The organism is Limnohabitans sp. B9-3 (assembly GCF_002778325.1).
Lineage (GTDB): Bacteria > Pseudomonadota > Gammaproteobacteria > Burkholderiales > Burkholderiaceae_C > Limnohabitans > Limnohabitans kasalickyi.
In genome coordinates, this window is sequence record NZ_NESI01000003.1 from 48,829 (window position 1) to 70,990 (window position 22,162).

The window sequence follows — 22,162 nt, forward strand, 5'->3', positions numbered from 1 at the left end:
CATGCCCCAAACGCTGGCACAAAAACTCATCGCCCGTGCTGCAAGTCGTGCGCAGGTCGCGGTGGGTGAGGTGGTGACTTGCCAAGTTGACTTGGCCATGTTCCACGATTCTTCAGGCCCACGCCGCTTGAAGCCCATGCTCGACGACTTGGGGGCCCAAATTTGGGACCCGACCAAAGTGGTGTTGGTGATGGACCACTATGTGCCCGCACAAGACGCTGATGCCCAGCGCATTGTGCAAATGGCGCGCGACACCGCACGCGAATGGCGGCTGCCCAACGTGATTGACTCCGAGGGCATCTGCCATGTGGTGTTGCCTGAGCGCGGCCATTTGCGCCCCGGCATATTGTGTGTGGGCGGCGACTCGCATTCGCCCACGGGCGGTGCGTTTGGCACTTACATGTTTGGCATTGGTGCCACCGAAATGCTGGGTGTGGTGGTGACCGGTGAGATTTGGGTGCAAGTGCCGCGCACCTTGCGCATGCTTTGGAATGGCCAACTGGCAGCCGGTGTGTGCGCCAAAGACATGATGTTGCACATGATCGCCCGCTTCGGCATGAACGGTGGCCAATACCAAGCGGTGGAGTTTGCCGGTGAGGCCGTGATGGCCTTGGGCATGCAAGAGCGCATGACGCTCTCCAACATGAGTGCCGAGATGGGTGCGCAAGCGGGACTGATTGCGGCGGACGACACCACTTGCGATTACCTGCGCAGCGTGGGCGTATCCGAAGATGCCTTGGCGCACGCACACAGCTGGCACACCGATGCCGGCGCTGATTGCGAAGACTTTGTTTTTGACGCTTCCACTTTGAGCCCGCAAGTGGCGGCCCCCCACAGCCCCGCTAACACGCGTGCGGTGGGCGACTATGCCGACGTAGCATTGGACATCGCCTATATCGGTGCTTGCACGGGTGCCAAGCTCGAAGACTTGCGTGCAGCAGCCCATGTGTTGCGCGGTCACCATGTGGCGCAAGGTGTGCGTCTTCTGGTCGCCCCTGCAAGTGCCCGCGACCAAGCACAGGCTGAGCGCGAAGGCGTGATGCAGGTGCTGCGCGATGCGGGCGCTCAGGTGCTGCCTAACAGCTGTGGTGCCTGCGCCGGTTACGGCGGGACTTTTGAAGAAGGTGCGCGCGTCATCTCTAGCACCGCACGCAATTTCAAAGGCCGCATGGGCCCTGCCAGTGTTCAGGTTTATTTGGCATCGCCTTGGACTGTGGCCGCCTCCGCCTTGCGCGGCCGCATCAGCGATGTGCGGGAGTTGCTATGACGCCCTCACGTGTGTGGAAACTCGGTGCCGATGTGGACACCGATGCGCTGGCCCCCGGGGCCTACATGAAAAACGGCATTGACGTGATTGCCCAGCATTGCCTCGAAGCCTTGCGCCCTGACTTTGCCGCGGGTGTGCAACCCGGCGACGTGCTGGTCGCAGGCCCCAACTTTGGCATTGGCTCCTCGCGCGAGCAGGCTGCTGGCGCGCTGGTGCACTTAGGCGTGCGCGCCGTCATTGCCCCGTCGTTCAGTGGTTTGTTTTTTCGCAACGCGTTCAACCTTGGGCTGCTGTTGCTGACCTGCGCTGAGGCGGAGCAGTTGCAAGAGGGCGATGCCGTCACCCTCGTGCCTGCAGGTGTGCAAGGCCCTGATGGCCGCGTGTTGCCGTGCCAACCGATTCCCGATTTTTTGATGGACATGGTCCATGCTGGAGGTTTGATGAATGTCTTGAAACAACGCAGCCAAGGAAAAAAGCCATGAGTGCACACACTGCCGCTGCCACCCCAAATTCAGCCACCCTTGACCCAGTCACGCTGGCCGTGCTCAAAGGGCGACTGGAACAAATCGCCGACGAGATGGACGCCACGCTGTACCGCAGCGCGTTCAACCCCATCATTGCCGAGGCTCACGACGCCTGCCACGGTTTGTACGATGCCCAAAGTGGTGACACCTTGGTGCAAGGCAAATCGGGGTTGCCTGTGTTTGTGGGTGCGATGGCGTTTGCCGTGCGCGCCGCAGCGCGTGTGGCGCAAGAGCGCGGCGGCATGATTGACGGCGACACCTGGTTGTTCAACGACCCCTATGAAGGCGGCACCCACGCCAACGACTTCAAGCTGGTGCGTCCTTTCTTTCGCAACGGCCAGCTGTTTTGTTACTTGGCCTCTGCCGCGCATTGGCACGACGTGGGCGGTGCCGTACCCGGCAACTACAACCCGGCGGCCACCGAGTGCTGGCAAGAAGCGGTGCAAATCCCACCCGTGCGCATCGTGCGTCAAGGCCAATTGGATGGCGACGTGCTGGCCATCTTGCGAGCCAACACGCGTTTGCCCGACAGCTTGTGGGGCGACTTGAACGGCCAACTTGCCGCCTTGGAATTGGGCGTGAAACGGCTGGACGGTTTGCTCGACGAATACGGCGACGCCGTGGTGTTGCAAGCCATGGGCGAGTTGCGCAAACGCGCCTTGGTGTTGATGCGCGCCCACATTCAGAACCTGCCCGATGGCTGCTACAGCTTTGACGATGTGCTCGACAACGATGGCGTGAAAGACGAGTTGCTGACCATCGCCTTGGACATGACGGTGCACGGTGACCGCATGACGCTCGACTTTTCTCGCACCTCGCCGCAGTGTGCGGGCCCTGTGAATATTTCGCGTGCTACGGCCGTTGCCGCTTGCTATGTGGCCCTCAAACATGTGTTCCCCGATGTGCCAGCCAACGCCGGTGTGTTGGACGCGGTGGACTTTGTGTTGCCCGAGGGCTTGGTCATCACCGCCGAGCGTCCGCGTCCGGTGGGGGGTTACACCGAAACCATTTTGCGCATGATCGATGTGATCTTCAGCGCCACGGCCTTGGCCGACCCGAACCGTGCTGTGGCCCATGCCTACGGCACCATCAACGCTTTATCCATCGCCGGGCACCGAACCGATGCCGCTCGCAAAGGCCAGCGTTGGGTGATGTTCAGCTTCTTTGGCGGCGGTCATGGCGGCCACAGCACGGGTGATGGCTTGAGTCACAGCAATGCGCCCATTTCAACGGCCACCATTCCCCCTTTGGAGATTTTGGAAGCAGCCTATCCGGTGCGATTCACCGAATGGTCCTTGCGCCCCAACTCGGGCGGCGATGGCACACACCGAGGCGGCTTAGGTGCGGTGTATGAAATTGAGCTGCTGGAAGACAGTGCAGAAGCCTTCATCTTTGGCGAGCGTGGCAAAGCCGCACCCAAGGGCATTGCGGGCGGCAGCGAGGCGTTGCCCAACGTGTTCTCTTATCAGCAGAACGGCCAATGGCACAAGCCTCCGATGGTGTCCAAGATGCTGGGCATCCGTCTGAAAAAAGGCGAACGGGTGCGTTTAGAAACACCGGGCGGCGGCGGCTGGGGCCCTGCGGCAGGTCGTGACGACCAAGCGCGTCAACATGACGTGACCTTGGGCTACGTCAGCGATGCGATCACCACTTCTTCAAAGGTCAAACCATGAGTACGCAACTCCCTGTGAAGCCACATCTGGTGGTGGGTGTCGACGTGGGCGGTACGTTCACCGACTTGTTTGTGCTGGACGAGCGCGATGGCTCGGTACGCATTGTCAAAGTGCCGTCCACCCGTGGCGAAGAAGCCCGCGGCTTCATGAACGGCGTGGTGCGGGTCAGCGAAGGTCAGGCCTCTGACGCCAGTTCAAGCACAACCCCAGCCCAAGGTGTGGCGGCGACGTTGGCCACCATCGTGCATGGCACCACCGTGGGTACCAACGCTTTGTTAGAGCGCAAGGTGGCACGCACCGGCATCATCACCACGCGTGGTTTTCGCGATGTGCTGGAAATGCGCCGTCGCGACCGTCCGCAAACCTGGGGCTTGCGTGGCAGCTTCACCCCTGTGGTGTCGCGTGACCTGCGCCTCGAAGTCGACGAGCGTGTGCTGGCCGATGGCAGTTTGCATACGGCAGTGGACTTGGACCAAGTACGCGCCCAAACCCAAGCGCTGTTGGACGCGGGTTGCGAAGCGGTGTGTGTGTTTTTCATCAACGCCTATGCCAACCCTGTGAACGAGCAACAGGCGGTGGCCGCCGTGCGCGCTCTATGGCCGAACCCTTATGTGACCTCGGCTTGCGAAGTGCTGCCCGAGATTCGTGAGTTCGAGCGGTGCTCCACCGCCACCTTGAACGCGGCCCTGCAACCCGTGGTGGGCAGCTACTTGGCCAAGTTGGAGAACGACTTGCGCAGCCAAGGCTTTGGCGGTGAACTCTTGATTGTGCAAAGTAACGGCGGCGTGATGTCGCGTGAGACTGCGTGTGATGTGCCGGTGCGCACCGCGCTCTCGGGCCCCGCCGCTGGCGTGATCGCCTGTGCTGCGGTGGCGCGTGCCTCCGGTTACCCCAACGTGATCACGGGTGACATGGGCGGCACCTCGTTTGACGTGTCGCTGGTGGCCGAGGGCGAGGCGTCGCTGGCGGCCCAAACCTCGATCGAGTTTGGGCTGGTGGTGCGCTCGCCCATGATTCAAATTGAAACCATCGGTGCCGGTGGCGGCTCGATTGCCTCGGTGGATGCCAGTGGCATGTTGCAAGTCGGCCCTGAGTCGGCTGGCAGCAATCCGGGCCCCGTGTGTTACGGCCGTGGCAACACCCGTCCCACCGTGACCGATGCGAATGTGGTGTTGGGTCGTATCGCCGCAGACCGTCCTTTGGGCGGCGGCTTGTTGCAAGCGCTGGATGCCAAGGCCGCAGAGCTGGCCATTCAAACCCATGTGGCAACTCCGTTGGGCTTGGATGCCTTGGCCGCTGCCGAGGCGATTTTGACGGTGGCCAACGCCAAGATGGCTGGTGCAATTCGCGTGGTGTCGATCGAGCGCGGCCATGACCCACGCCAGTTTGCCTACATGCCCTTTGGTGGCGGTGGTGCCTTGCATGTCTGCGCCATGATGCGTGAGGTGGGCGTGACCACCGGCATCGTGCCGCGTTACCCCGGCGTCACCTCGGCTTTGGGTTGTGTGATGGCCGACATGCGCCACGACGCGGTGCAGACCTTGAACAAATCGTTGATGGATTTGGACTTGGCGCAGCTCAAGTCGCGTTTGGGTGACTTGGCTGCAGCCTGTCAAAAACGCCTCGATTCTGCTGGCGTGCGTTTTGATCGCGTGCAAGAAGTGCTGGCGCTGGATATGCTCTACATGGGGCAGACACACACCTTGCAAGTGCCTTTGAATCCGGCTGACATCAGCCGCGAGAGTATTCAAGCCGCGTTTGAAAAAGCCTACGCCGCCTCGTTTGGCCGTGTGCTCACGGGCATGACGATTCGGGTCATGAACCTGCGTTACGCGCGCATTGGTGTGCGTCCTAAATTTGATTTGGCTGTCTTGGCGCCGAAGGGCGCAGGCAGCACCGCGTCTTTGGGCGTGCAGCGCGTGTATCACGCAGGCCAGTGGTGGGATGCGCAGCGCTATGCGCGTTTGGATTTGCCTGTTGGCGCTCAAGTGCAAGGCCCCGCTATTCTTGAGCAGGCCGACACCACGGTGTGGCTGGAGCCCGGCTTTATCGCCCGCGTTGACACGCTCGGTAACTTGCTGGTGGAAAGGGCTGCGTCATGAGCGTGAGCCCAACATCCGCCACACCTCGCCGCATAGGCTTGGTGATCGTTGATTTACAAAACGACTTTTTGGCCCCCGAAGGCGCGTATGCGCGCGGCCAGACTGTCAGCCCCGAGGCCCTGTTGTTGCCCGCGCGTGTGGCGCCGGTGGCCGAGGCGGTCAAGCACCACCATGGCTTGGTGGCTGCGAGTTTATTCACGCTTTGGCCCGATGCCGATGGCCAGCCCATGATCTCGCCGCACTTGCTGGAGCGTCGCCCGTTTCTGCGGGCTGGTGACTTTGCGCCTGGCAGTTGGGGGCAAGCCAATGTGGACGCCATCGCGCCTTGGGTCGATGTGTCGGTGTGCAAGGTGGCGTATTCGGCCTTCTTCAACACCCAGCTTGATTGGTTGCTGCGTCGTGCAGGCATTGACACGGTGGTGGTGTGCGGCATCGTCACCAACGGTGGTGTCGCCAGCACGGTGCGTGATGCCCACATGCGTGACTACCGCACCGTGGTGCTGAGCGATGGCTGCGCCACGTTTTCAGACGCGGCGCACCAAGCCGCGCTGACTGACATGGCGTCGGTGGCCGAGGTGATGACCTGCGCCCAATTCTTGGCCACGCTATGAGCCCAACAGTTGAACGTGTGGACAGTTTCAGCGCCCCCGTGCACACAGCGGTGGCGATTGTGGGGGGCGGTGCCTGTGGCCTGACTGCGGCGCTGACTCTGAGCCAGTTGGGCGTGGACTGTGTGGTGTTGGAGCGCGATGCCTTGCCCACGGGCTCGACCGCGTTGTCCTCGGGTTTTGTACCCGCTGCGGTTACGCAAGCCCAGCAGGCGCAAGGCATCAGCGATTCGGCTGCTCTGTTTGCACAAGACATTCAGGCCAAGGCCCATGGTCGGGCTTCACCCGTGTTGGTCGAGGCCTACAGCCAAGCCATTGGCCCCGCCATGGACGCTTTGGCACAACACCATGGCGTGCCTTGGCAAGTGCTGGACACATTTTTGTACCCCGGCCACAGCGTGCACCGCATGCACGCGGTGCCTGAAAAAACGGGTGCTGGCTTGATGATGCGTTTGCACAATGCCGCCGAAGCAGCCGGCGTGGTGGTGTTGACTGAGGCACAGGTGTGCGTGCTGTATGTGAACCGGGCCGATCAAATTTTGGGCTTGGGTTTTGTGCGACCCGATGGCCAGTTGGAGCAACTCAGCTGCGACGCCGTGCTGCTCGCGTGCAATGGTTTTGGCGGCAACACCCCGTTGGTGCGCACCTTGCTGCCTGAGATGGCCGAGGCTCTGTATGCGGGCCACACGGGCAACGACGGCAGCGCCATTGAATGGGGCCAACAACTCGGTGCCCAGTTGGCCGATTTGGGTGGCTACCAAGGTCACGGCTCTTGGGCCGTGCCACAAGGCGCGTTGATTTCGTGGGCCTTGATGATGGAAGGGGCTGTGCAAATCAACGCCCAAGGACAACGTTTTCACGACGAAACCCAAGGCTACTCAGAAGCCGCTGTGCATGTGCTGGCGCAGCCGGGTGGCGCCGCGTGGAACGTCTTTGACGACACCTTGCTCACTTTTGCCCAAGACTTCCCTGATTTTTGTGATGCGCAAGCCGCAGGTGCGGTGCACAGTTTTTCTGATGTGGCCGCGTTGGCGCAGCACATCGGTTGCGCGGAGGACACCCTGCGCCACACCCTGGCAAGTGTGCAAGAGGGACTGGAGCCCATCACCGGCCGCCATTTCAAACGCAGCTTGGTGGCGCCGTTTCACGCCATTCGCGTGACGGGCGCTTTGTTCCACACACAAGGTGGACTGGACATCAATGCCCAATGCCAAGTGCTGCGCCCAGACGGCAGCCGCTTGCCCAATTTGCTGGCGGCAGGTGGTGCCGCGCGTGGCGTGTCTGGTGATGCGGTCTGGGGCTATTTGTCGGGCAATGGACTGTTGAGTGCCATTGCAGGCGGTTTCATCGCTGCCCATACGGCCGCCCATTCCGCGGCCTCTATCTCGGCCCAAAACTGAGGGAAACCCCATGAATTTGAAACACCGTTTGAACCAGCCCGAGGTGTTGCTGGCCCCCGGCGTGTACGACGCCTTCAGTGCTTTGATTGCTGAGCAGGCGGGTTTTGAGGCGCTGTATTTGTCTGGTGCGTCAATCGCCTACACGGCGTTGGGTCGCTCCGACATTGGTTTGACCACAGCCACCGAGGTGGCGACAACCTTGGCGCGCATCACCGACCGCGTGCGCGTGCCCGTCATCGTCGATGCAGACACCGGCTTTGGCAATGCCTTGAACACGCAACGCACGGTGCGCGACTTTGAGCGCGCGGGCGCGGCGATGATTCAGCTGGAGGACCAAACTTTCCCCAAACGCTGCGGCCATTTAGACGGCAAGGGTGTGGTGCCCGTCGCGGAGATGGAAGGCAAATTGCGCGCTGCGCTGGATGCCCGTCGCTCATCCGACACGCTGATCTTGGCGCGCACCGATGCGGTCGCTGTGGAAGGGTTTGAGGCTGCGCTCGAACGCGCTGAGCGTTACTTGGCGTGTGGTGTGGATGCTTTGTTCATTGAAGCCGTGCGCACCCCCGAACACATGAATACCGCGTGTCAACAGTTTGCGCACCGCGTGCCCATGTTGGCGAACATGGTGGAGGGGGGCAAAACGCCTGTCCAAAGTGCCGATGTGTTGGCGCAGCGCGGATACAAAATTGTGATTTTCCCAGGCGGCACCGCGCGCGCTGTGGCGCACACCTTGCAAGGCTATTACGCCAGTTTGCAGGTCCACCAAACGACATTGCCTTGGCAAAACCACATGCTTGATTTTGACGGTTTGAACGCCGTGATCGGCACGCCAGAGCTGTTGGCCGAGGGGCGCCGGTACGAGTGAGACCCTGTTAGGGTCTCACGCGGCCTTATTCGCCGGGTATCCGTGCTTGATGCAGCTGCACCACATCCTTGGAACGCTTGCGAAAGCGGATGTTGAGCATCTCCACAATCACCGAGAAAGCCATCGCAAAGTAGATGTAACCTTTAGGAATGTGGTGACCCAAACCCTCGGCGATCAACACTACGCCAACCACCACCAAGAAGGTCAAGGCCAGCATCTTGATAGACGGGTGGGCTGACACAAATTGACCGATGGCTTTGGCAAACAGCATCATCAAGCCCACTGACACGATCACCGCGGCAATCATGATGGCCACCTCATCCACCATGCCAACGGCGGTGATGATGGAGTCGAGTGAGAACACCAAGTCAATCACCATGATTTGCAAAATGACGCTGGCCAAGGTGGCCTTGACAGCGCTGGCATGACCACCTTCTTCGCCTTCAAACGACTGGTGAATTTCACCCGTGCTCTTCCAAATCAGGAACAAGCCACCAATGATCAAAATCAGGTCTCGCCCCGACAGTGCTTGGTCCATCACCGTGATGATGGGATCGACAAGCCCCACGATGACCGACAAGATCAGCAGCAAGCCAATGCGCATGAACATGGCCATGAACAAGCCAATGCGCCTAGCCATTTCTCGTTGGGCGGCTGGCAGCTTGTCGACCAAGATCGAAATGAAGATGATATTGTCTATGCCCAGCACCAGCTCTAGGGCAGTCAGGGTGGCAAAAGCGATCCACGCTTGGGGATTGGTGAGGAGTTCCATACTTAGCTTTCCAATTAAGAGCCCGAAGGATAGCCATTCATGCAAAAGCATGCGGTTTGTAAGGCGAACAAGCAGGACGCCCAAGAAAAAACCCACAGTCGTCAAACTGTGGGTTTTTATTTTTGGTGGTGGTAGCGGGATTTGAACCTGCGACATCAGCATTATGAATGCTGCGCTCTAACCAACTGAGCTATACCACCGACAAGGCAGCATTGTAAACCATTTTTTAACGTTTGAGGATGCCCAGCCTCGCTGCATCATGCCGGCGAGGGTCGGTGCTCAGAGACGTTTGCAGTTGAAAACCACGCTTGCCAATGTGTTCATATTTTTACAAACAACGTCAATCTGATCTGCTTATATGTTTTAAAAATCAAAATTAAGAGGCTATGCATATGTCAGAATTTAGGCATGTTTGAAAAAACTAATTCCCATGAGATGCGTCTTGAATATCAGGCACTGTGGGTGTTTTTCTGCGCAGTGATTTATTTTTACGCCTTCAAAGTCAACTCGTTTTTATTTGATTGGCTGGAATTTTCTAACGGCGTCAGTTGGATTTTTATTCCGAGTGGTCTCAGGCTTGTGTTTGTGTTGGTCTTGCACCAAGCGGGGGCGATCGGCATTGTTTTGGCTTCGTGCCTGATCAACTACACCCAAGGTCAACCGGATGCCCATCTGTTCAACATCGTGACAGGTTTGCTATCAGGCCTGTCACCGTTTCTTGCCCGTGTCATCGCCATTGATTTTTTCAAATTCAATACAAACTTGGATGGCTTGACGGTTCACACCTTGTTCAAAACGTCGATGCTTTTTGCCGTCATCAGTGGCATCCTTCATCAGCTTTGGTTCTTCTGGGCGGGGCTGACAGAAACATTCGTGACCAACACCTTCGTCATGGTGGTCGGTGATTGTGCGGGCACCATCTTGGTGATGGTGAGTGCGAGCTTCTTATTTAAAACTTATCAAAAATTATTCATTCATTGATATTTTTTAGCATGAATGGACGGTCTATTCTTTCTGATGATCTTGAGTTATGTGTGTCCGTTAAACTTGCTTCATCACTTTTATTGCCCTTATGACCACTATCCTGATCGTTGAAGACGAAGACCTGTTGCGCGAAGGTGTTCAAGAGGTTTTGGAAATGCACGGTTATGTCGTGATCGGTGCTGGCGATGGGCTAGAGGCCTTGCAGTGGTTGTCAGAAACGCATGTCGATCTGGTGGTCACTGACTTGGTCATGCCCAACATGGACGGCGTTGATTTCGTAGCCAAATTGCGTGAGACCCACCCGTATTTGCCTGTCATCGTGGCCTCGGGCAGCACCAATTCAGTGATTGAACGCTATGGGTTGAAATCGATCGACATTCCAGGGGCCAACGCCAGCATTGCAAAGCCTTTCAAGAGCAAAGATCTGCTCCTCAAGATCGAACAGTTGCTGGCTGAGCGCATCGCGGGGCAATAAGCCGTTGGCCGTTCACGTCTCGCAAGCGCTCACAGTGATGCGGTGTTGATGACGCTCACAAAATGGCTCACCATGACGGGGCAAAAGTAAATACTTTCTGCCTTGGTGATGACTGACAAGGCTTCGGCAGACGATTTGGGGCGCGTGCTGAATTCCCCTGTTGTTAACTCTTCATAAGCTTCTGCAATGGCCACAATTCTGGCCCCTATCGGGATGGCATCGCCCGCCAGTTTGTCTGGAAAACCTTGCCCGTTGAAGTGTTCGTGGTGCGCGCGGATGATCTGTGCCACGCCCTTCATGTCGTCCAAGTTTTTCAAACACGCAGCACCCAAAGCGGCATGATTTTCGTAAGCGTGGACATCCCCGAGGGGCAGCTCAAACACCTTGGCTTGCAAAATTCGGTCGCTCACACTGAGTTTGCCAATGTCGTGCAACAAGCCAGCAATGTAAATTTCTTGGCATTGCTCTTCGTCTAAACCTGCGGTGCGTGCCGTTTTGAAAGACAGTTCAGCCACGTTGCGCGAGTGCGCCAACAGACTCTCGTCGCGCATACCCAGCAGGCCAGAAAACGCTTTGATGGATGCGATGTAGGAGTCGCGCAGCTTTTGGTTGGACTCTGTCAATTCAGCTGTTCGCTCTTTGACTTTTTCTTCTAAGTTCAGCACCAAGTCGTTGAGTTTGACGTTTTGTTCTTCCGTGAGTGCGGTCAAGCGGGAGCGGTCTTTTTTGAGCGCAATCAGCTCTAAGGAAGATTCGATGGTGGCCACCAGCTCTGCATCGACCCAAGGCTTGGTCAAGTAGCGGTAAATGCCGCCTTGGTTCACCGCTGCAATGGCGCTGCTGGTGTCGGCATTGCCGGTCAACAAAATGCGCATGGCATCCGGGTGGTGTTCTTTGACGGCTGCCAACAATGCGGCACCATTCATCTCGGGCATGTGCATGTCGGAAATGACCACATCGACGGGCGTGCTAGCCAACAGCTCGAGGGCGGTTTTCCCGCTGTCAGCGGTCAACACCTTGAAGTTATTCAAGGACAACATGCGTCGCAGCGCGGCCAAGATGTTGGGTTCGTCGTCGACGCAAAGGACGGTGGATTTCATGGTGATTGGCTTACTCGGCTGTCGTTTGATGGATGGGCAGCATGACCTTGAACGTGGTGCCTTTGCCCACTTCGCTCTCCACGGTGATGCTGCCGTGGTGGCGTTCAATGATGCCATGCGTGACCGACAAGCCCAGACCCGTGCCCACCCCAACCGCTTTGGTGGTGAAGAAAGGATTGAAAATATTTTTCATGTTCTCTTCGGTCATGCCACAGCCCGAATCGGATACGGTGAAGAACACATGGCTGTCGTCTGCCGTGGTGGTGATGCGAATCAGACCCCGTTGCGCTGGGTCGATGGCTTGTGTGGCATTGACCACCAAATTCAGCACCACTTGGTTGATTTGTGAGGGGTAGCAATCGATCTCGGGCAAAGTGCCAAACACCAACTCGACGTCCGCCACGTTTTTGAATTCGCTGGCCACGATGTTCAAGGTTGAGGCAATGCCTTTGTGCAGATCGGCTTTGGACCACGCTGCCGTGTTTTCGGTGCGCGAGAAGTCTTTCAAATCTTGAATGATGGTTTTGACGCGCTGAATGCCTTCACGCGTTTCAGACAACAAAAACTTGAAGTCCTCTTGGATGAATTCGAAATTGATCTCTTCTTTGATCGCATTGATTTGCTCCAGCGTCAAGGTCTCCTGACCAGGCTGACAATGCTGCTCGAAGGCATCAATGATTTTTTGGTAGGCCTCAAAGTAGCTCACCAGCGACGTGATGTTGGACGAGACATAGCCAATCGGGTTGTTGATTTCATGCGCAACACCCGCAGACAACTGGCCCAATGCCGCCAGCTTTTCCGATTGGTACAACTTTTCGGAAGTGTCTTTGAGTTGATCGGTCACGCGTAATTCACGCCTGATGGCCGAAAAATAAGCGCGCCATAAAAACACGCCAATCGCTGTTAAACCCAACAAAATCGAGATGGCAGACAACACAAACGCATTGCGCTTGATGACATCGAGCTCTCCCCCATCGACGGCGCCCATCATGTCCAGTCGAATCCATCCCAAATTGACACCGATGTTGACTTTTTCCCAGCACACCAAGATGTCGCCTTCGATGCGGCTCACATGGTCTAGACCGGCTTCACTCGGCAGCTTGATGGGGCCGCTGTCAAAGATTTCTAGCGGTTCGTTACCGGGTGTTCTGGCCAAGTGCGTGAGCACTTTGCCTTGGCTGTCAACCACTTGAATCGACAACACCTCATCGTTGTACATGGTTTGCATCATGCGCGACTCGAGGGTCGAGAAGTCTTTCTCAATCAGCGGGTCCACCACGGCCACGATCAAGCCATGCGTGAGGTTTTGGGCACGCTTGAGCTTGTTCTCCAAGAGCAGCGCTTTGGACTGCTTAAAGGCAAACATCCCGCTGCCGATTTGCACCAGCAGCAGCACCCCAAGCACCAAGAACACGGGTTTCAGCCGCTTCCACTTGAGCCATGCTTTCAAGTCGAATTCCTCTTGCGGGTAGGCGCTTTAGGCGTTTTTGAACGCAGCGGGGCGTTTGTTGACAAACGCGTCCATGCCTTCTTTTTGGTCGGCGGTGGCGAACAAGGCGTGGAAGAGGCGACGCTCAAACATCACGCCGTCGGCCAAACCGCTTTCGAACGCACGGTTGACTGACTCTTTGGCAGCCATGGTGGCGAGTTGTGAGTAGCCACAAATCATCAGCGCTGCGCCCAAGGTTTCTTCCATCAGTTTGTCCAGCGGCACGATGCGGCTGACCAAGCCCGCTTTTTCGGCTTCGTTGGCGTCCATCATGCGACCGGTGAGTGCCAAGTCCATGGCTTTGGATTTGCCCACAGCGCGCGGCAAACGCTGCGTGCCGCCTGCGCCAGGAATGATGCCCAGTTTGATTTCGGGTTGGCCAAATTTGGCGTTGTCAGCCGCGATGATGAAGTCGCACATCATGGCCAGCTCGCAGCCGCCACCCAAGGCAAAGCCGCTGACCGCCGCGATGACGGGCTTGCGAATGCTGCGGATGGTTTCCCAGTCGCGGGTGATGTAGTCGTTTTTGTACACGTCGGCAAAGCTGTAGGTGGCCATGGCGCCTATGTCTGCACCCGCTGCAAAGGCTTTTTCGCTGCCGGTGATGATCATGCAGCCGATGGCCTCATTGGCATCAAAGGCTTTGAGGGCTTGGCCCAGCTCCACCATCAAGGGGCCATTCAGCGCGTTGAGCTGCTTGGGGCGGTTGAGGGTGATGACGCCCACTTTGTCGGCTTCGGTGTGAACGGTGATGAATTCGTAGGCCATGCATGCAGCTCCAAAAGTTTTGTAAGAAGATTTTGACGCTAACTATAGCCAAGCTTGTGTGGCCTAGAGACGGTGCGATCCAAGGGTAAACATTAACCAACCGATCGGTCGGTTAATGCTAAATTTATCCTCAGGAGACCACCCATGACCGCATCTACCCCCAATGCCAACGACAGCGCCAACGACAGCGCCACCGTCTTGTACGAAGCCCGTGGCAGCGTTGCTTTGCTCACGCTGAACCGCCCGCAAGCGCTCAACAGTTTCACCCGCCAGATGCACCACGACCTGTGGGCTGCGCTGGACCGTGCCGAAGCCGATGCGTCCATTCGCGCGCTGGTGATCACGGGGGCAGGGCGGGGCTTTTGTGCAGGGGCTGATTTGTCAGAATTCGACTTTGCACCCGGACCCGATTTGATCGAGCGTGCCAACCCCGGACCCGTGATCGAACAAGCCTTCAACCCCACCGCTCGCAGGTTGCAAGGATTGCGCATGCCCACGGTCGCTGCCATCAACGGCGTGGCTGCAGGGGCTGGGGCTTCGCTGGCCATGTGTTGCGACATCGCCATTGCGGCGCCGACGGCCAGTTTCATCCAAGCCTTTAGCAAGATTGGCTTGATTCCCGATGCAGGCGGTAGTTGGTTGTTGGTCGAGCGTTTGGGTATGGCGCGTGCCATGGCCTTGGCCATGACGGGCGACAAACTGCCCGCCGTACAAGCCAAAGAATGGGGCCTCATTTGGGAGGTGGCCGACGACAGCGTGGCCGCCGCTTTGGCTTACGCCGACAAATTGGCCGTCATGCCCACCAAAGCCCTGGTTGAAACACGCCACCTGTTGCGCGACGCAGGCACCCGCAGCTTCACCCAGCATTTAGACGCCGAGCGCGATGCGCAATCGGCCATGGGGCGCACCCATGACTACATCGAGGGCGTAACCGCCTTTTTAGAAAAACGTCCTGCCGTGTTCAAAGGCGAATGATGCGCAGCGAATTACACAACGACCCACAAGCCATCGCGCTGGCGCAGCAGGTGGCCCAATCCATGTTCGCTGTGGACACGGCGACCAAAGACACCATGGGCATCGAGATTTTGGTGTGTGAGCCCGGCCGCGCCGTGCTGCGCATGCCTGTGCAGCCGCTGCATTTGAATGGCCATCAAATCTGTCACGGTGGCTTCATCTTCACACTGGCCGATTCGACCTTTGCGTTTGCCTGCAACAGCTACAACAAAGCCGCTGTTGCGGCCGGTTGCAGCATTGAGTTTTTGAAGCCCGCCAAGTTAGGCGATGTGCTGACGTGCGAAGGCGTGGAGCAAACGCTGTCAGGTCGCCACGGTATTTACGACATGCGCGTGACCAACCAACACGGCGACACCATCGCCCTGTTCCGTGGCAAAAGCGCACAAATTCAAGGCACGGTGATCCCCGCATGAAACCCGCATTCACCTCTCAACAGTTTCCGTTAGAGCCTATCGAGAAGGCCAGCATCGACGAGTTGCGCGCCCTGCAATTCAAGCGCCTCAAAGCCACGTTGCAGCAGGCCTATGCCAACTCGCCCGTGTACCGCGCCAAGTTTGATGCGGCGGGCGTGCACCCAGACGATTGCAAATCCTTGGCCGATTTGGCCAAGTTCCCGTTCACCACCAAAGCCGATTTGCGCGACAGCTACCCGTTTGGCATGTTGGCCAAACCGCGTGAACAGTGCGTGCGCATTCACGCCTCAAGTGGCACCACGGGCAAACCCACGGTGGTGGCTTATACCCAAAACGACATCGATACGTGGGCCAACGTGGTGGCACGCAGCATCCGCGCAGCCGGTGCTCGCCCCGGCGACATGGTGCATGTCAGCTACGGCTACGGTTTGTTCACGGGCGGCTTGGGCGCGCATTACGGGGCTGAGCGTTTGGGCCTCACGGTCATTCCGTTTGGCGGTGGTCAGACCGAGCGCCAAGTGCAGTTGATTCAAGATTTCAAGCCCGACCTGATCATGGTCACGCCAAGCTACATGCTGGCCATTGCGGATGAGTTTGAGCGTTTGGGCCTGTCGGCGGCGGAGTCGAGCTTGCGCCTCGGCATCTTTGGTGCTGAGCCTTGGACCAACGACATGCGCCGCGCCATCGAGCAGCGCTGCGGCATTGACGCCGTGGATATTTACGGCTTGTCCGAAGTCATGGGCCCAGGGGTGGCCAGCGAATGCGTGGAGACCAAAGACGGCCCCACCATTTGGGAAGACCACTTCTATCCCGAGATCATCCACCCCGAAACTGGCGAGCCTGTGGCCGACGGCGAAATGGGCGAGTTGGTGTTCACCAGCCTGACCAAAGAAGCCTTGCCCATCATCCGTTACCGCACCCGCGATCTGACGCGTTTGCTGCCCGGCACGGCGCGCACCATGCGTCGCATGGAAAAAATCACCGGTCGCAGTGACGACATGATGATCGTGCGCGGTGTGAACGTGTTCCCCTCACAGATTGAGGAATACATCTTGAAGCGCCCTGAGCTGGCCCCGCACTACCAATGCGTGCTGACCCGCGAAGGCCCGATGGACAACTTGACTGTGGTGGTCGAAACCCGACCCGGCATTGACCCCGACGCCTCTGCAGCACGCGCTGCCGCGCAAGCCTTGCAGCACGATGTGAAGATGTTTGTGGGCACCAGCATTGGTGTGACACTCAAACCCGAAGGGGGCGTGGAGCGTAGCCAAGGCAAAGCCAAGCGTGTGGTGGATTTGCGGGGCTTGAAGTAAGCCGCTGGGGTCGGGTAGCAGCGGCGTGCGAGACGCGTTCGCTGCTGTTGTCTTAAGACACCAACCAAGCCGCCACTTTGTGGCTGTCTTGAATGGCCAAGCGCCAAGTCGCTTGGTCTTTGGCTTTGGGCAAACTCAGCGGTAAGCGCAGCAGTTGGCGGTCGCGGCTGACCAAGGCGGTCAGTTGCGTTGCGCGGCCTGCATAGAGCAACACATCGTCTAGCTTTTTGATGCGCCATGCCGAGTGGGTGGCTAACTTGGTGGGGCTGCCCACTTCCAGTCCCAACCATTCGTCGCCCGGTGCAAAGCCTGCACGCTGAGCCGCGCTGTCGGCCAACACTTGTTTGATCTGCACGCTGTGGTCTTCGCCCACGCGCAGGCCCAAGCGTTGGGCGAGCGGGGCAGGGTCGTGCTGGATGGTCACGCCGTGCGCTGTGAGCAGCTTTTCCAAAGGCAACTCGCGTGTGCCGTGCACCCAAGCCTTGAACTCGGGTGCCCATGAGCGGCCGGTCAGGTCGTGCAACACGGCCAGTACATCGGCTTCTTGCATGGAGCCGCTGCGTTTGCCGGTGCAGCAGCGTTGCCACAAGGCGCGCATCACGTCGTCCAACGTCACGCTGTGGTTTTTGACGCCGTGCTGGCGCAGGGTAAGGTCGAGGCACAAGGCCACCAAGGCACCTTTGGTGTAGTAGCTCACCGTCAAATTGGGCGTGTTGGCGTCGGCTCTGTAGTACTTGGTCCACGCTTCAAAGCTCGATTGCGCCACGGTGTGCACCTTGCGACCCGGCGTTTGCAGCACTTGGTTGACGGTCTTGTTGAGCAAGCGCAGGTAGGCGGCATCGTCGATCAAGCCAGCGCGGCGCAGCAAGAGGTCGTCGTAATAGCTGGTGAAACCTTCAAAGAACCACAGCAACTCGGTGGTATTTTCGCGGGTGTAGTCGTATCGGGCGAACTCGAACGGGCGCAAGCGCTTGACGTTCCAGGTGTGAAAGTACTCGTGGCTGATCAGCCCCAGCAAGGTGGTGTAGCCGTCGCTCAAGGCTGTGCTGGCGGGGGGGCTGCCCTGGCTTGGTGGTTTCGTTGCGGCCGCTTGAACGGTTGGTGCGCTGTCCAAACGCGGTAAGTCTGCGCGTTGACAAATCAAGGCAGTGGAGTTGCGATGCTCCAAACCACCGTAGCCATCGGCCACGGCGTTGAGCATGAACACATAGTTTTTGTGCGGGGTTTGGCCACGTTTTTTGCCGTGCCAAAACGCAATGGCTTGCTCGCAAATGCGTTGTGTGTCACGCAGCAGGCGCTCGCCGTCGAACGAGGGTGTGGCACCTGCCACCACGAAGCGGTGTTCAATGCCAGCTGCCTTGAAAGTGCCCGACCAAAAAGTGCCCATTTCCACAGGGCAATCGACCAGCTCGTCATAGTCGGCAGCGATGTAGGTGCCAAACCCTTGGCGGTCGATTTTGAGGGGCGTCAAACCGGTGGCAACTTGCCAGCGGGCTTGCGGTGCAATCAGTTCGAGTTGATGGGGCTGCTCGGTTTGCCCAGCTACTTGCAAACATAGGCTGGTGCCATTGAAAAAGCCGCGCTGCGCATCCAGCCAAGCGGTGCGCACCGAGTCGTCATGGGCGTGCACTTGGTAGTGCAGCGTGACGGGCGCGTCTGCTTGGCAGTCCAGCACCCACGTGCATTTGTCGAGCTGCTTCACGGTCACAGCACGCGAGCCTTGGCGAGCGGTGATGCCGACGATTTGTTTGGAAAACTCGCGCACCATGTAGCTGCCCGCAATCCACACCGGCAGGGACACGCGCTGTTGGGCGGCGGGTTGGGCTACGGTGAGGGTCACGCCATACAGGTGGGCGTGGAGGTCAGCGGCTTCGACGCGGTAATGGAGGTTGGTCGCTTCCATGGGGATGTTTGGGGTCGCCATGTCAGGTTGCCGCCGCGCCAATCAGGCAAGACAGTACCGACACCACGGTCAGGCGAAAGCGCATCGTCATCCATTCGCGCAGGCCAGCTTCCGGCCATGTTTTGCGGTCTACCAAGTAGCAGCCAACCAGCAGCAAAGCCAGCACGGGCAAGCCCGCAAAGGCCGGCATGATGACCGCCACCCAGGCCACCAGCGAGGGCGTGACGCCCCAGATCATGTGCAGCTTGCGTTGCGGCGCGTTGTGGCGCAGGCCAATGCCCCAATGGATGCCGCCTAAAAATGCGGCGATGGTGGCCGCATAGGCGCTGAGCGCGATGGCGACAAAAGGGTGGGCTTCAGGTGTGACGATGTGCAACAGCAAGGCCAGCAAGACAAACGGTGCCAAGCCTGCGTAGCCCAGGCGCTGGATCAAAAGACCAGTGTCAGAGTCGGGGGGGATGGTGGAATGGACCATGTTGTGCGCCTCTTTTATTTACTGGCGTCCGCCAACAGCTTTTCGATTTGCGGCGTGCTGATGGCGCCGGGCACGCGGGTGCCGTCCTGCGCGATCAGCGTGGGCGTGCCGGTGATTTTGTGTTTGCGTCCGAACTCGGTGTTGCGGTCAATCGCGGCGGTGTTGCAGGTGCCTGCGTTGTTGGGGGCTTGGTCGCGCGTCATCAGATCGATCCAAGCGGTGGCGGGGTCTTTGGCGCACCAGACGGCTTTGGATTTGTCGACCGAGCCTTGGCCCAGCACGGGGTAAAGAAACAGGTAAATCGTGACGTTGTCGATCTTGGCCAAGTCGCGTTCGAAGCGTTTGCAGTAGCCGCAGTTGGGGTCTTCAAAGACGGCGAGCTTGCGTTTGCCGTTGCCGCGCACCACCGTGATGGCGTCTTTGATAGGCAGCGTGTTGAAGTCGACTGCGCCTAGTTTGGCCTCGCGCTCTTCGGTCAGGTTGCGGCGGCTCTTGGTGTCGATCAAACTGCCTTGGATGAGGAAGTTGCCTTCGGCATCGCTGTAATAAATCTCGTTGGTGCTCAGACGGACTTCATACAAACCTGCCATCGGTGAGCGTGTGACTTCTTCGATTTTGGGGATTTGCGGGATGCGTTCGCTGATGTTCTTGCGAATGGTGGCTTCTTGGCCTTGTGCCCACACGGTGCTTGTCACACTCAGCGCAATCAAAGCAGTGGTGATCCATTGGCGAATTGAAAAGGACATGGTGTTGGGTTTCATGTAAGGGGAAGTTAAGTCAGTGAGACGCGTGTGGTTTGGGCGCTTAAAAGGCTTTCACCTATTTTCTAAACCCATGGCCTGTTGCATGGCCCACGCTTTGACAGGCGCGAGACTGTTGAAGCCATTCATGCCCCAGTTGCGCACCGCTTGCACGCTGGTGTTGGGGTGTGCGAACAGGCGTTGCAGTCCATCGCAAGCGGCCCAAGTGGGCAGCAGGCCTGCTTTGCGGGCGCGTTCGTAGCGGCGTAAAAAGTAACGGTCGCCTGCTTTGCGCCAATAGTCTTTGCCATCGCGGGTTTTTAAAATTTGTGCCAATTCGGCCACGTCGGCCAAGCCAAGGTTGAGGCCCAAACCAGCCAGCGGGTGAATGTTGTGCGCCGCATCGCCCGCCAAAGCCCAAGCGCTGCCATCGGCGAATTGACCCGTCCACTGTTGGGCGCGTGCCAGTTGCAGCGGCCACATGGCACGTTCGCTGGTCAGTGTCAGTTGGCCCAGCACGCCGTGACTGGCGTTTTCTAAAGCCTGCGCAAATGCGTTGGCATCGAGCGCCAACATGGCTTGCGCACGCGCTGGCGGCTGCGACCACACCAAACTGGCTGTGTCACCTTGCGCACCGCCCATGGGCAGTAACGCCAAAATCTCTAAGCCTTCGGGTCCTTGAGAGAACCATTGCAAGGCTTGTTGACGGTGCGGCGTGGTGCAACGCACGCGGGCTGCCACGGCGTGTTGTTGGTAAGGCATCACTTCAAAGTCCACACCCAAGGTTGTGCGGGTGACACTCTGGCGGCCTTCACAAATCACGGTCAAGTCGGCTTGTGTTGTTTGGCTGTCGTCGTCTGTCAAGCAGGTGATTTCTGCTTGGTAACGCACCGCCTCGGCCAGTTGGTTTTCCAGCACTGGCACGTCGACGATCCAGGTCAGACCATCGGGCGTGGGGCTTTCAAAATGCGTGAAGCCACCGTTGTCGCCCCAAACGCGCATGTGTTGCACGGGCGTGGCATGTTGTGGGCTGGGCCAGCAGCGCAGTTCAGACAGCAAGTCGCGGGATGCACTGTTGAGGGAGTAGGCCCTCACATCTTGTGCGTCGTCACTGGTGGTGTGGTTGCCTTTTGATGCGTCGTGTGAGACCAAGCCCACACGCAGGCGTTGGCGGGCCAGCAGCAGCGCCAATGTGCGCCCCACCATACCGTCACCCCGAATGCAAACGTCGAATTTTTGAGCCATGTGAAAGATTGTAGGAGGGCGGCACAATGCGGCATGACAAAGACCTTTGCCGCCCAAGTTGAAGCGCTGTGGATTTACCCCATCAAGTCGTGTGCCGGTGTGTCGGTGCAAGCCGCGCAGCTGACTGAAACCGGTCTGGCTTGGGACCGCAATTGGATGGTGGTCAACACCAAGGGCATGATGGTGACCCAGCGCGATTTGCCCCGCATGGCTTTGATTCAGCCGGTGTTGCCAGCGGCCTCGTTGGACACGTTGGGTCACAACTCCGCTTGGCTGCTGCGAGCGCCAGGCATGGCTGATTTGGGTTTGACGCGCTTTACACAGCCCGTTCCTGAATCTGAGCCTGTTTCCGTCCAAGTTTGGCAGGACACCGTGCCTGCCTTTGACCAAGGCCAAGCGGCGGGCGATTGGTTGATCACGTTTTTGGGCTCCTCAATGGGCCCTTTGCGTTTGGTGCAATTTGACACGCGTCACCGCCGCCTCTCCAGCAAAAAATGGACGCATGATGTGCCCGCCGTGAACCAATTCAGCGACGGATTTCCGATTTTGGTCGCCAGCACCGCCTCGTTGAATGAACTCAACACTCGGCTGGCGAAGCAAGGGCAGCCCACAGTCGACATGCGTCGTTTTCGACCCAACGTGGTGTTGGGCGACCTGTTGTCAGTCCACCCCATGCAAGCGGTCTCGGCGCACGACGAAGACCGCGTGGCCACCTTGACCTTTGCTACCGAGGCCGGTGATGTGCAGTTGCAGCCCGTCAAACCCTGCCCGCGCTGCCCGATTCCCAACATCGACCCCGACACCGCGCAAAGCACGCTCACCGTGGGCGACACCTTGCAGACCTACCGCCAAGATGCGCGCGTCGATGGCGCTGTCACGTTTGGCATGAACGCGATTCCCCTGCGTGGGGTCGGGCGGGTGCTGCAAGTGGGGCAGGCCGTTCAGGCCGATTGGCAGTTTTAGCCCCTAGCTACAATAGGTTCATCCCCCTGAATCACCATTAACCCCGCGCAATGCTTGTGCGGTAGAGGA

Annotated in this window: 21 protein-coding genes and 1 tRNA gene; 13 read left to right on the top strand and 9 right to left on the bottom strand. The window is 58.5% G+C overall.

Annotated elements, in window-relative coordinates:
• The first annotated feature begins 1 nt into the window (after window position 1).
• The 7 genes from B9Z42_RS05450 to B9Z42_RS05480 are packed head-to-tail and all read left to right on the top strand — an operon-like array spanning window position 2 to window position 8,439.
• The gene (locus tag B9Z42_RS05450; RefSeq protein WP_100132750.1) at window positions 2–1,267 is read left to right on the top strand and encodes a 3-isopropylmalate dehydratase large subunit; all 1,266 of its coding nucleotides are present in this window, start codon (window positions 2–4) and stop codon (window positions 1,265–1,267) included.
• Window positions 1,264–1,749 carry a 3-isopropylmalate dehydratase gene (locus tag B9Z42_RS05455; protein WP_100132355.1) on the top strand — a complete coding sequence of 162 codons (486 nt, stop codon included), beginning with the start codon at window positions 1,264–1,266 and terminating at the stop codon, window positions 1,747–1,749. Before B9Z42_RS05450 ends, B9Z42_RS05455 begins: the two co-directional genes overlap by 4 nt.
• The gene (locus B9Z42_RS05460) at window positions 1,746–3,464 is read left to right on the top strand and encodes a hydantoinase B/oxoprolinase family protein (RefSeq protein WP_100132356.1); all 1,719 of its coding nucleotides are present in this window, start codon (window positions 1,746–1,748) and stop codon (window positions 3,462–3,464) included. Before B9Z42_RS05455 ends, B9Z42_RS05460 begins: the two co-directional genes overlap by 4 nt.
• Window positions 3,461–5,566: a hydantoinase/oxoprolinase family protein gene (locus B9Z42_RS05465; RefSeq protein WP_100132357.1), complete on the top strand. Its 2,106-nt coding sequence runs from the start codon at window positions 3,461–3,463 to the stop codon at window positions 5,564–5,566. Before B9Z42_RS05460 ends, B9Z42_RS05465 begins: the two co-directional genes overlap by 4 nt.
• Window positions 5,563–6,177, top strand: coding sequence for a cysteine hydrolase family protein (locus B9Z42_RS05470; RefSeq protein WP_100132358.1), 615 nt, complete (start codon window positions 5,563–5,565; stop codon window positions 6,175–6,177). Before B9Z42_RS05465 ends, B9Z42_RS05470 begins: the two co-directional genes overlap by 4 nt.
• A complete protein-coding gene (locus B9Z42_RS05475) occupies window positions 6,174–7,574 on the top strand; it encodes an FAD-dependent oxidoreductase (RefSeq protein WP_100132359.1) in 1,401 nt (466 codons plus the stop codon). The genes B9Z42_RS05470 and B9Z42_RS05475 overlap by 4 nt, the downstream gene beginning before the upstream one ends.
• A 10-nt stretch (window positions 7,575–7,584) precedes the next feature.
• Window positions 7,585–8,439, top strand: coding sequence for an oxaloacetate decarboxylase (locus B9Z42_RS05480; protein ID WP_100132360.1), 855 nt, complete (start codon window positions 7,585–7,587; stop codon window positions 8,437–8,439).
• A 25-nt stretch (window positions 8,440–8,464) separates the two neighbouring features.
• On the opposite strand, the gene B9Z42_RS05485 is transcribed toward B9Z42_RS05480, so the two are convergent.
• Together B9Z42_RS05485 and B9Z42_RS05490 are read right to left on the bottom strand one after the other, a co-directional pair.
• Window positions 8,465–9,211: a TerC family protein gene (locus B9Z42_RS05485; RefSeq protein ID WP_100132361.1), complete on the bottom strand. Its 747-nt coding sequence runs from the start codon at window positions 9,209–9,211 to the stop codon at window positions 8,465–8,467.
• 123 nt (window positions 9,212–9,334) lie between these two features.
• A tRNA-Met gene (locus tag B9Z42_RS05490) sits at window positions 9,335–9,411 on the bottom strand.
• A 235-nt stretch (window positions 9,412–9,646) separates the two neighbouring features.
• On the opposite strand from B9Z42_RS05490, the gene B9Z42_RS05495 reads away from it, so the two are divergent.
• Both B9Z42_RS05495 and B9Z42_RS05500 read left to right on the top strand, forming a co-directional pair.
• Entirely contained in the window at window positions 9,647–10,192 is a 546-nt protein-coding gene (locus tag B9Z42_RS05495; RefSeq protein WP_158235909.1) for a hypothetical protein, read from the top strand.
• Between the two features lie 91 nt (window positions 10,193–10,283).
• The gene (locus tag B9Z42_RS05500) at window positions 10,284–10,670 is read left to right on the top strand and encodes a response regulator (protein WP_100132363.1); all 387 of its coding nucleotides are present in this window, start codon (window positions 10,284–10,286) and stop codon (window positions 10,668–10,670) included.
• Window positions 10,671–10,699: 29 nt separating this feature from the next.
• Here B9Z42_RS05500 and B9Z42_RS05505 read toward each other — a convergent pair whose 3' ends face one another.
• From B9Z42_RS05505 to B9Z42_RS05515, 3 genes are read right to left on the bottom strand one after another with little or no spacing between them, the layout of a single operon-like run.
• Window positions 10,700–11,770, bottom strand: coding sequence for an HD domain-containing phosphohydrolase (locus B9Z42_RS05505; protein ID WP_158235910.1), 1,071 nt, complete (start codon window positions 11,768–11,770; stop codon window positions 10,700–10,702).
• Between the two features lie 10 nt (window positions 11,771–11,780).
• The gene (locus B9Z42_RS05510) at window positions 11,781–13,220 is read right to left on the bottom strand and encodes a sensor histidine kinase (RefSeq protein WP_100132365.1); all 1,440 of its coding nucleotides are present in this window, start codon (window positions 13,218–13,220) and stop codon (window positions 11,781–11,783) included.
• Window positions 13,221–13,247: 27 nt separating this feature from the next.
• Window positions 13,248–14,027 carry an enoyl-CoA hydratase gene (locus tag B9Z42_RS05515; RefSeq protein ID WP_100132366.1) on the bottom strand — a complete coding sequence of 260 codons (780 nt, stop codon included), beginning with the start codon at window positions 14,025–14,027 and terminating at the stop codon, window positions 13,248–13,250.
• A 144-nt stretch (window positions 14,028–14,171) separates the two neighbouring features.
• Here B9Z42_RS05515 and B9Z42_RS05520 point away from each other — a divergent pair, with 144 nt between their 5' ends.
• The 3 genes from B9Z42_RS05520 to paaK are packed head-to-tail and all read left to right on the top strand — an operon-like array spanning window position 14,172 to window position 16,767.
• The gene (locus tag B9Z42_RS05520) at window positions 14,172–15,002 is read left to right on the top strand and encodes an enoyl-CoA hydratase-related protein (protein ID WP_100132367.1); all 831 of its coding nucleotides are present in this window, start codon (window positions 14,172–14,174) and stop codon (window positions 15,000–15,002) included.
• Window positions 15,002–15,454: a hydroxyphenylacetyl-CoA thioesterase PaaI gene (gene paaI / locus B9Z42_RS05525; RefSeq protein ID WP_100132751.1), complete on the top strand. Its 453-nt coding sequence runs from the start codon at window positions 15,002–15,004 to the stop codon at window positions 15,452–15,454. The genes B9Z42_RS05520 and paaI overlap by 1 nt, the downstream gene beginning before the upstream one ends.
• Window positions 15,451–16,767, top strand: coding sequence for a phenylacetate--CoA ligase PaaK (paaK, locus tag B9Z42_RS05530; RefSeq protein ID WP_100132368.1), 1,317 nt, complete (start codon window positions 15,451–15,453; stop codon window positions 16,765–16,767). Before paaI ends, paaK begins: the two co-directional genes overlap by 4 nt.
• A gap of 52 nt (window positions 16,768–16,819) precedes the next feature.
• Here the strand turns inward: paaK and B9Z42_RS05535 are convergent, their stop codons facing one another.
• The 4 genes from B9Z42_RS05535 to B9Z42_RS05550 form a co-directional block, all read right to left on the bottom strand.
• Window positions 16,820–18,691 (bottom strand): M61 family metallopeptidase, encoded by a 1,872-nt coding sequence (locus tag B9Z42_RS05535; protein WP_100132369.1) that lies wholly within the window; start codon window positions 18,689–18,691, stop codon window positions 16,820–16,822.
• A gap of 1 nt (window position 18,692) precedes the next feature.
• On the bottom strand, window positions 18,693–19,145 hold the full coding sequence (locus B9Z42_RS05540; RefSeq protein ID WP_100132370.1) for a DUF3429 domain-containing protein: 453 nt from the start codon (window positions 19,143–19,145) through the stop codon (window positions 18,693–18,695).
• A gap of 14 nt (window positions 19,146–19,159) precedes the next feature.
• Window positions 19,160–19,891, bottom strand: coding sequence for a DsbC family protein (locus tag B9Z42_RS05545; protein ID WP_233203543.1), 732 nt, complete (start codon window positions 19,889–19,891; stop codon window positions 19,160–19,162).
• A gap of 69 nt (window positions 19,892–19,960) precedes the next feature.
• Window positions 19,961–21,130 carry an FAD-dependent monooxygenase gene (locus B9Z42_RS05550; protein WP_199171989.1) on the bottom strand — a complete coding sequence of 390 codons (1,170 nt, stop codon included), beginning with the start codon at window positions 21,128–21,130 and terminating at the stop codon, window positions 19,961–19,963.
• 33 nt (window positions 21,131–21,163) lie between these two features.
• Between B9Z42_RS05550 and B9Z42_RS05555 the strand changes: the two genes are divergently transcribed.
• Window positions 21,164–22,093, top strand: coding sequence for an MOSC domain-containing protein (locus tag B9Z42_RS05555; RefSeq protein WP_100132372.1), 930 nt, complete (start codon window positions 21,164–21,166; stop codon window positions 22,091–22,093).
• Window positions 22,094–22,162: the final 69 nt, after the last annotated feature.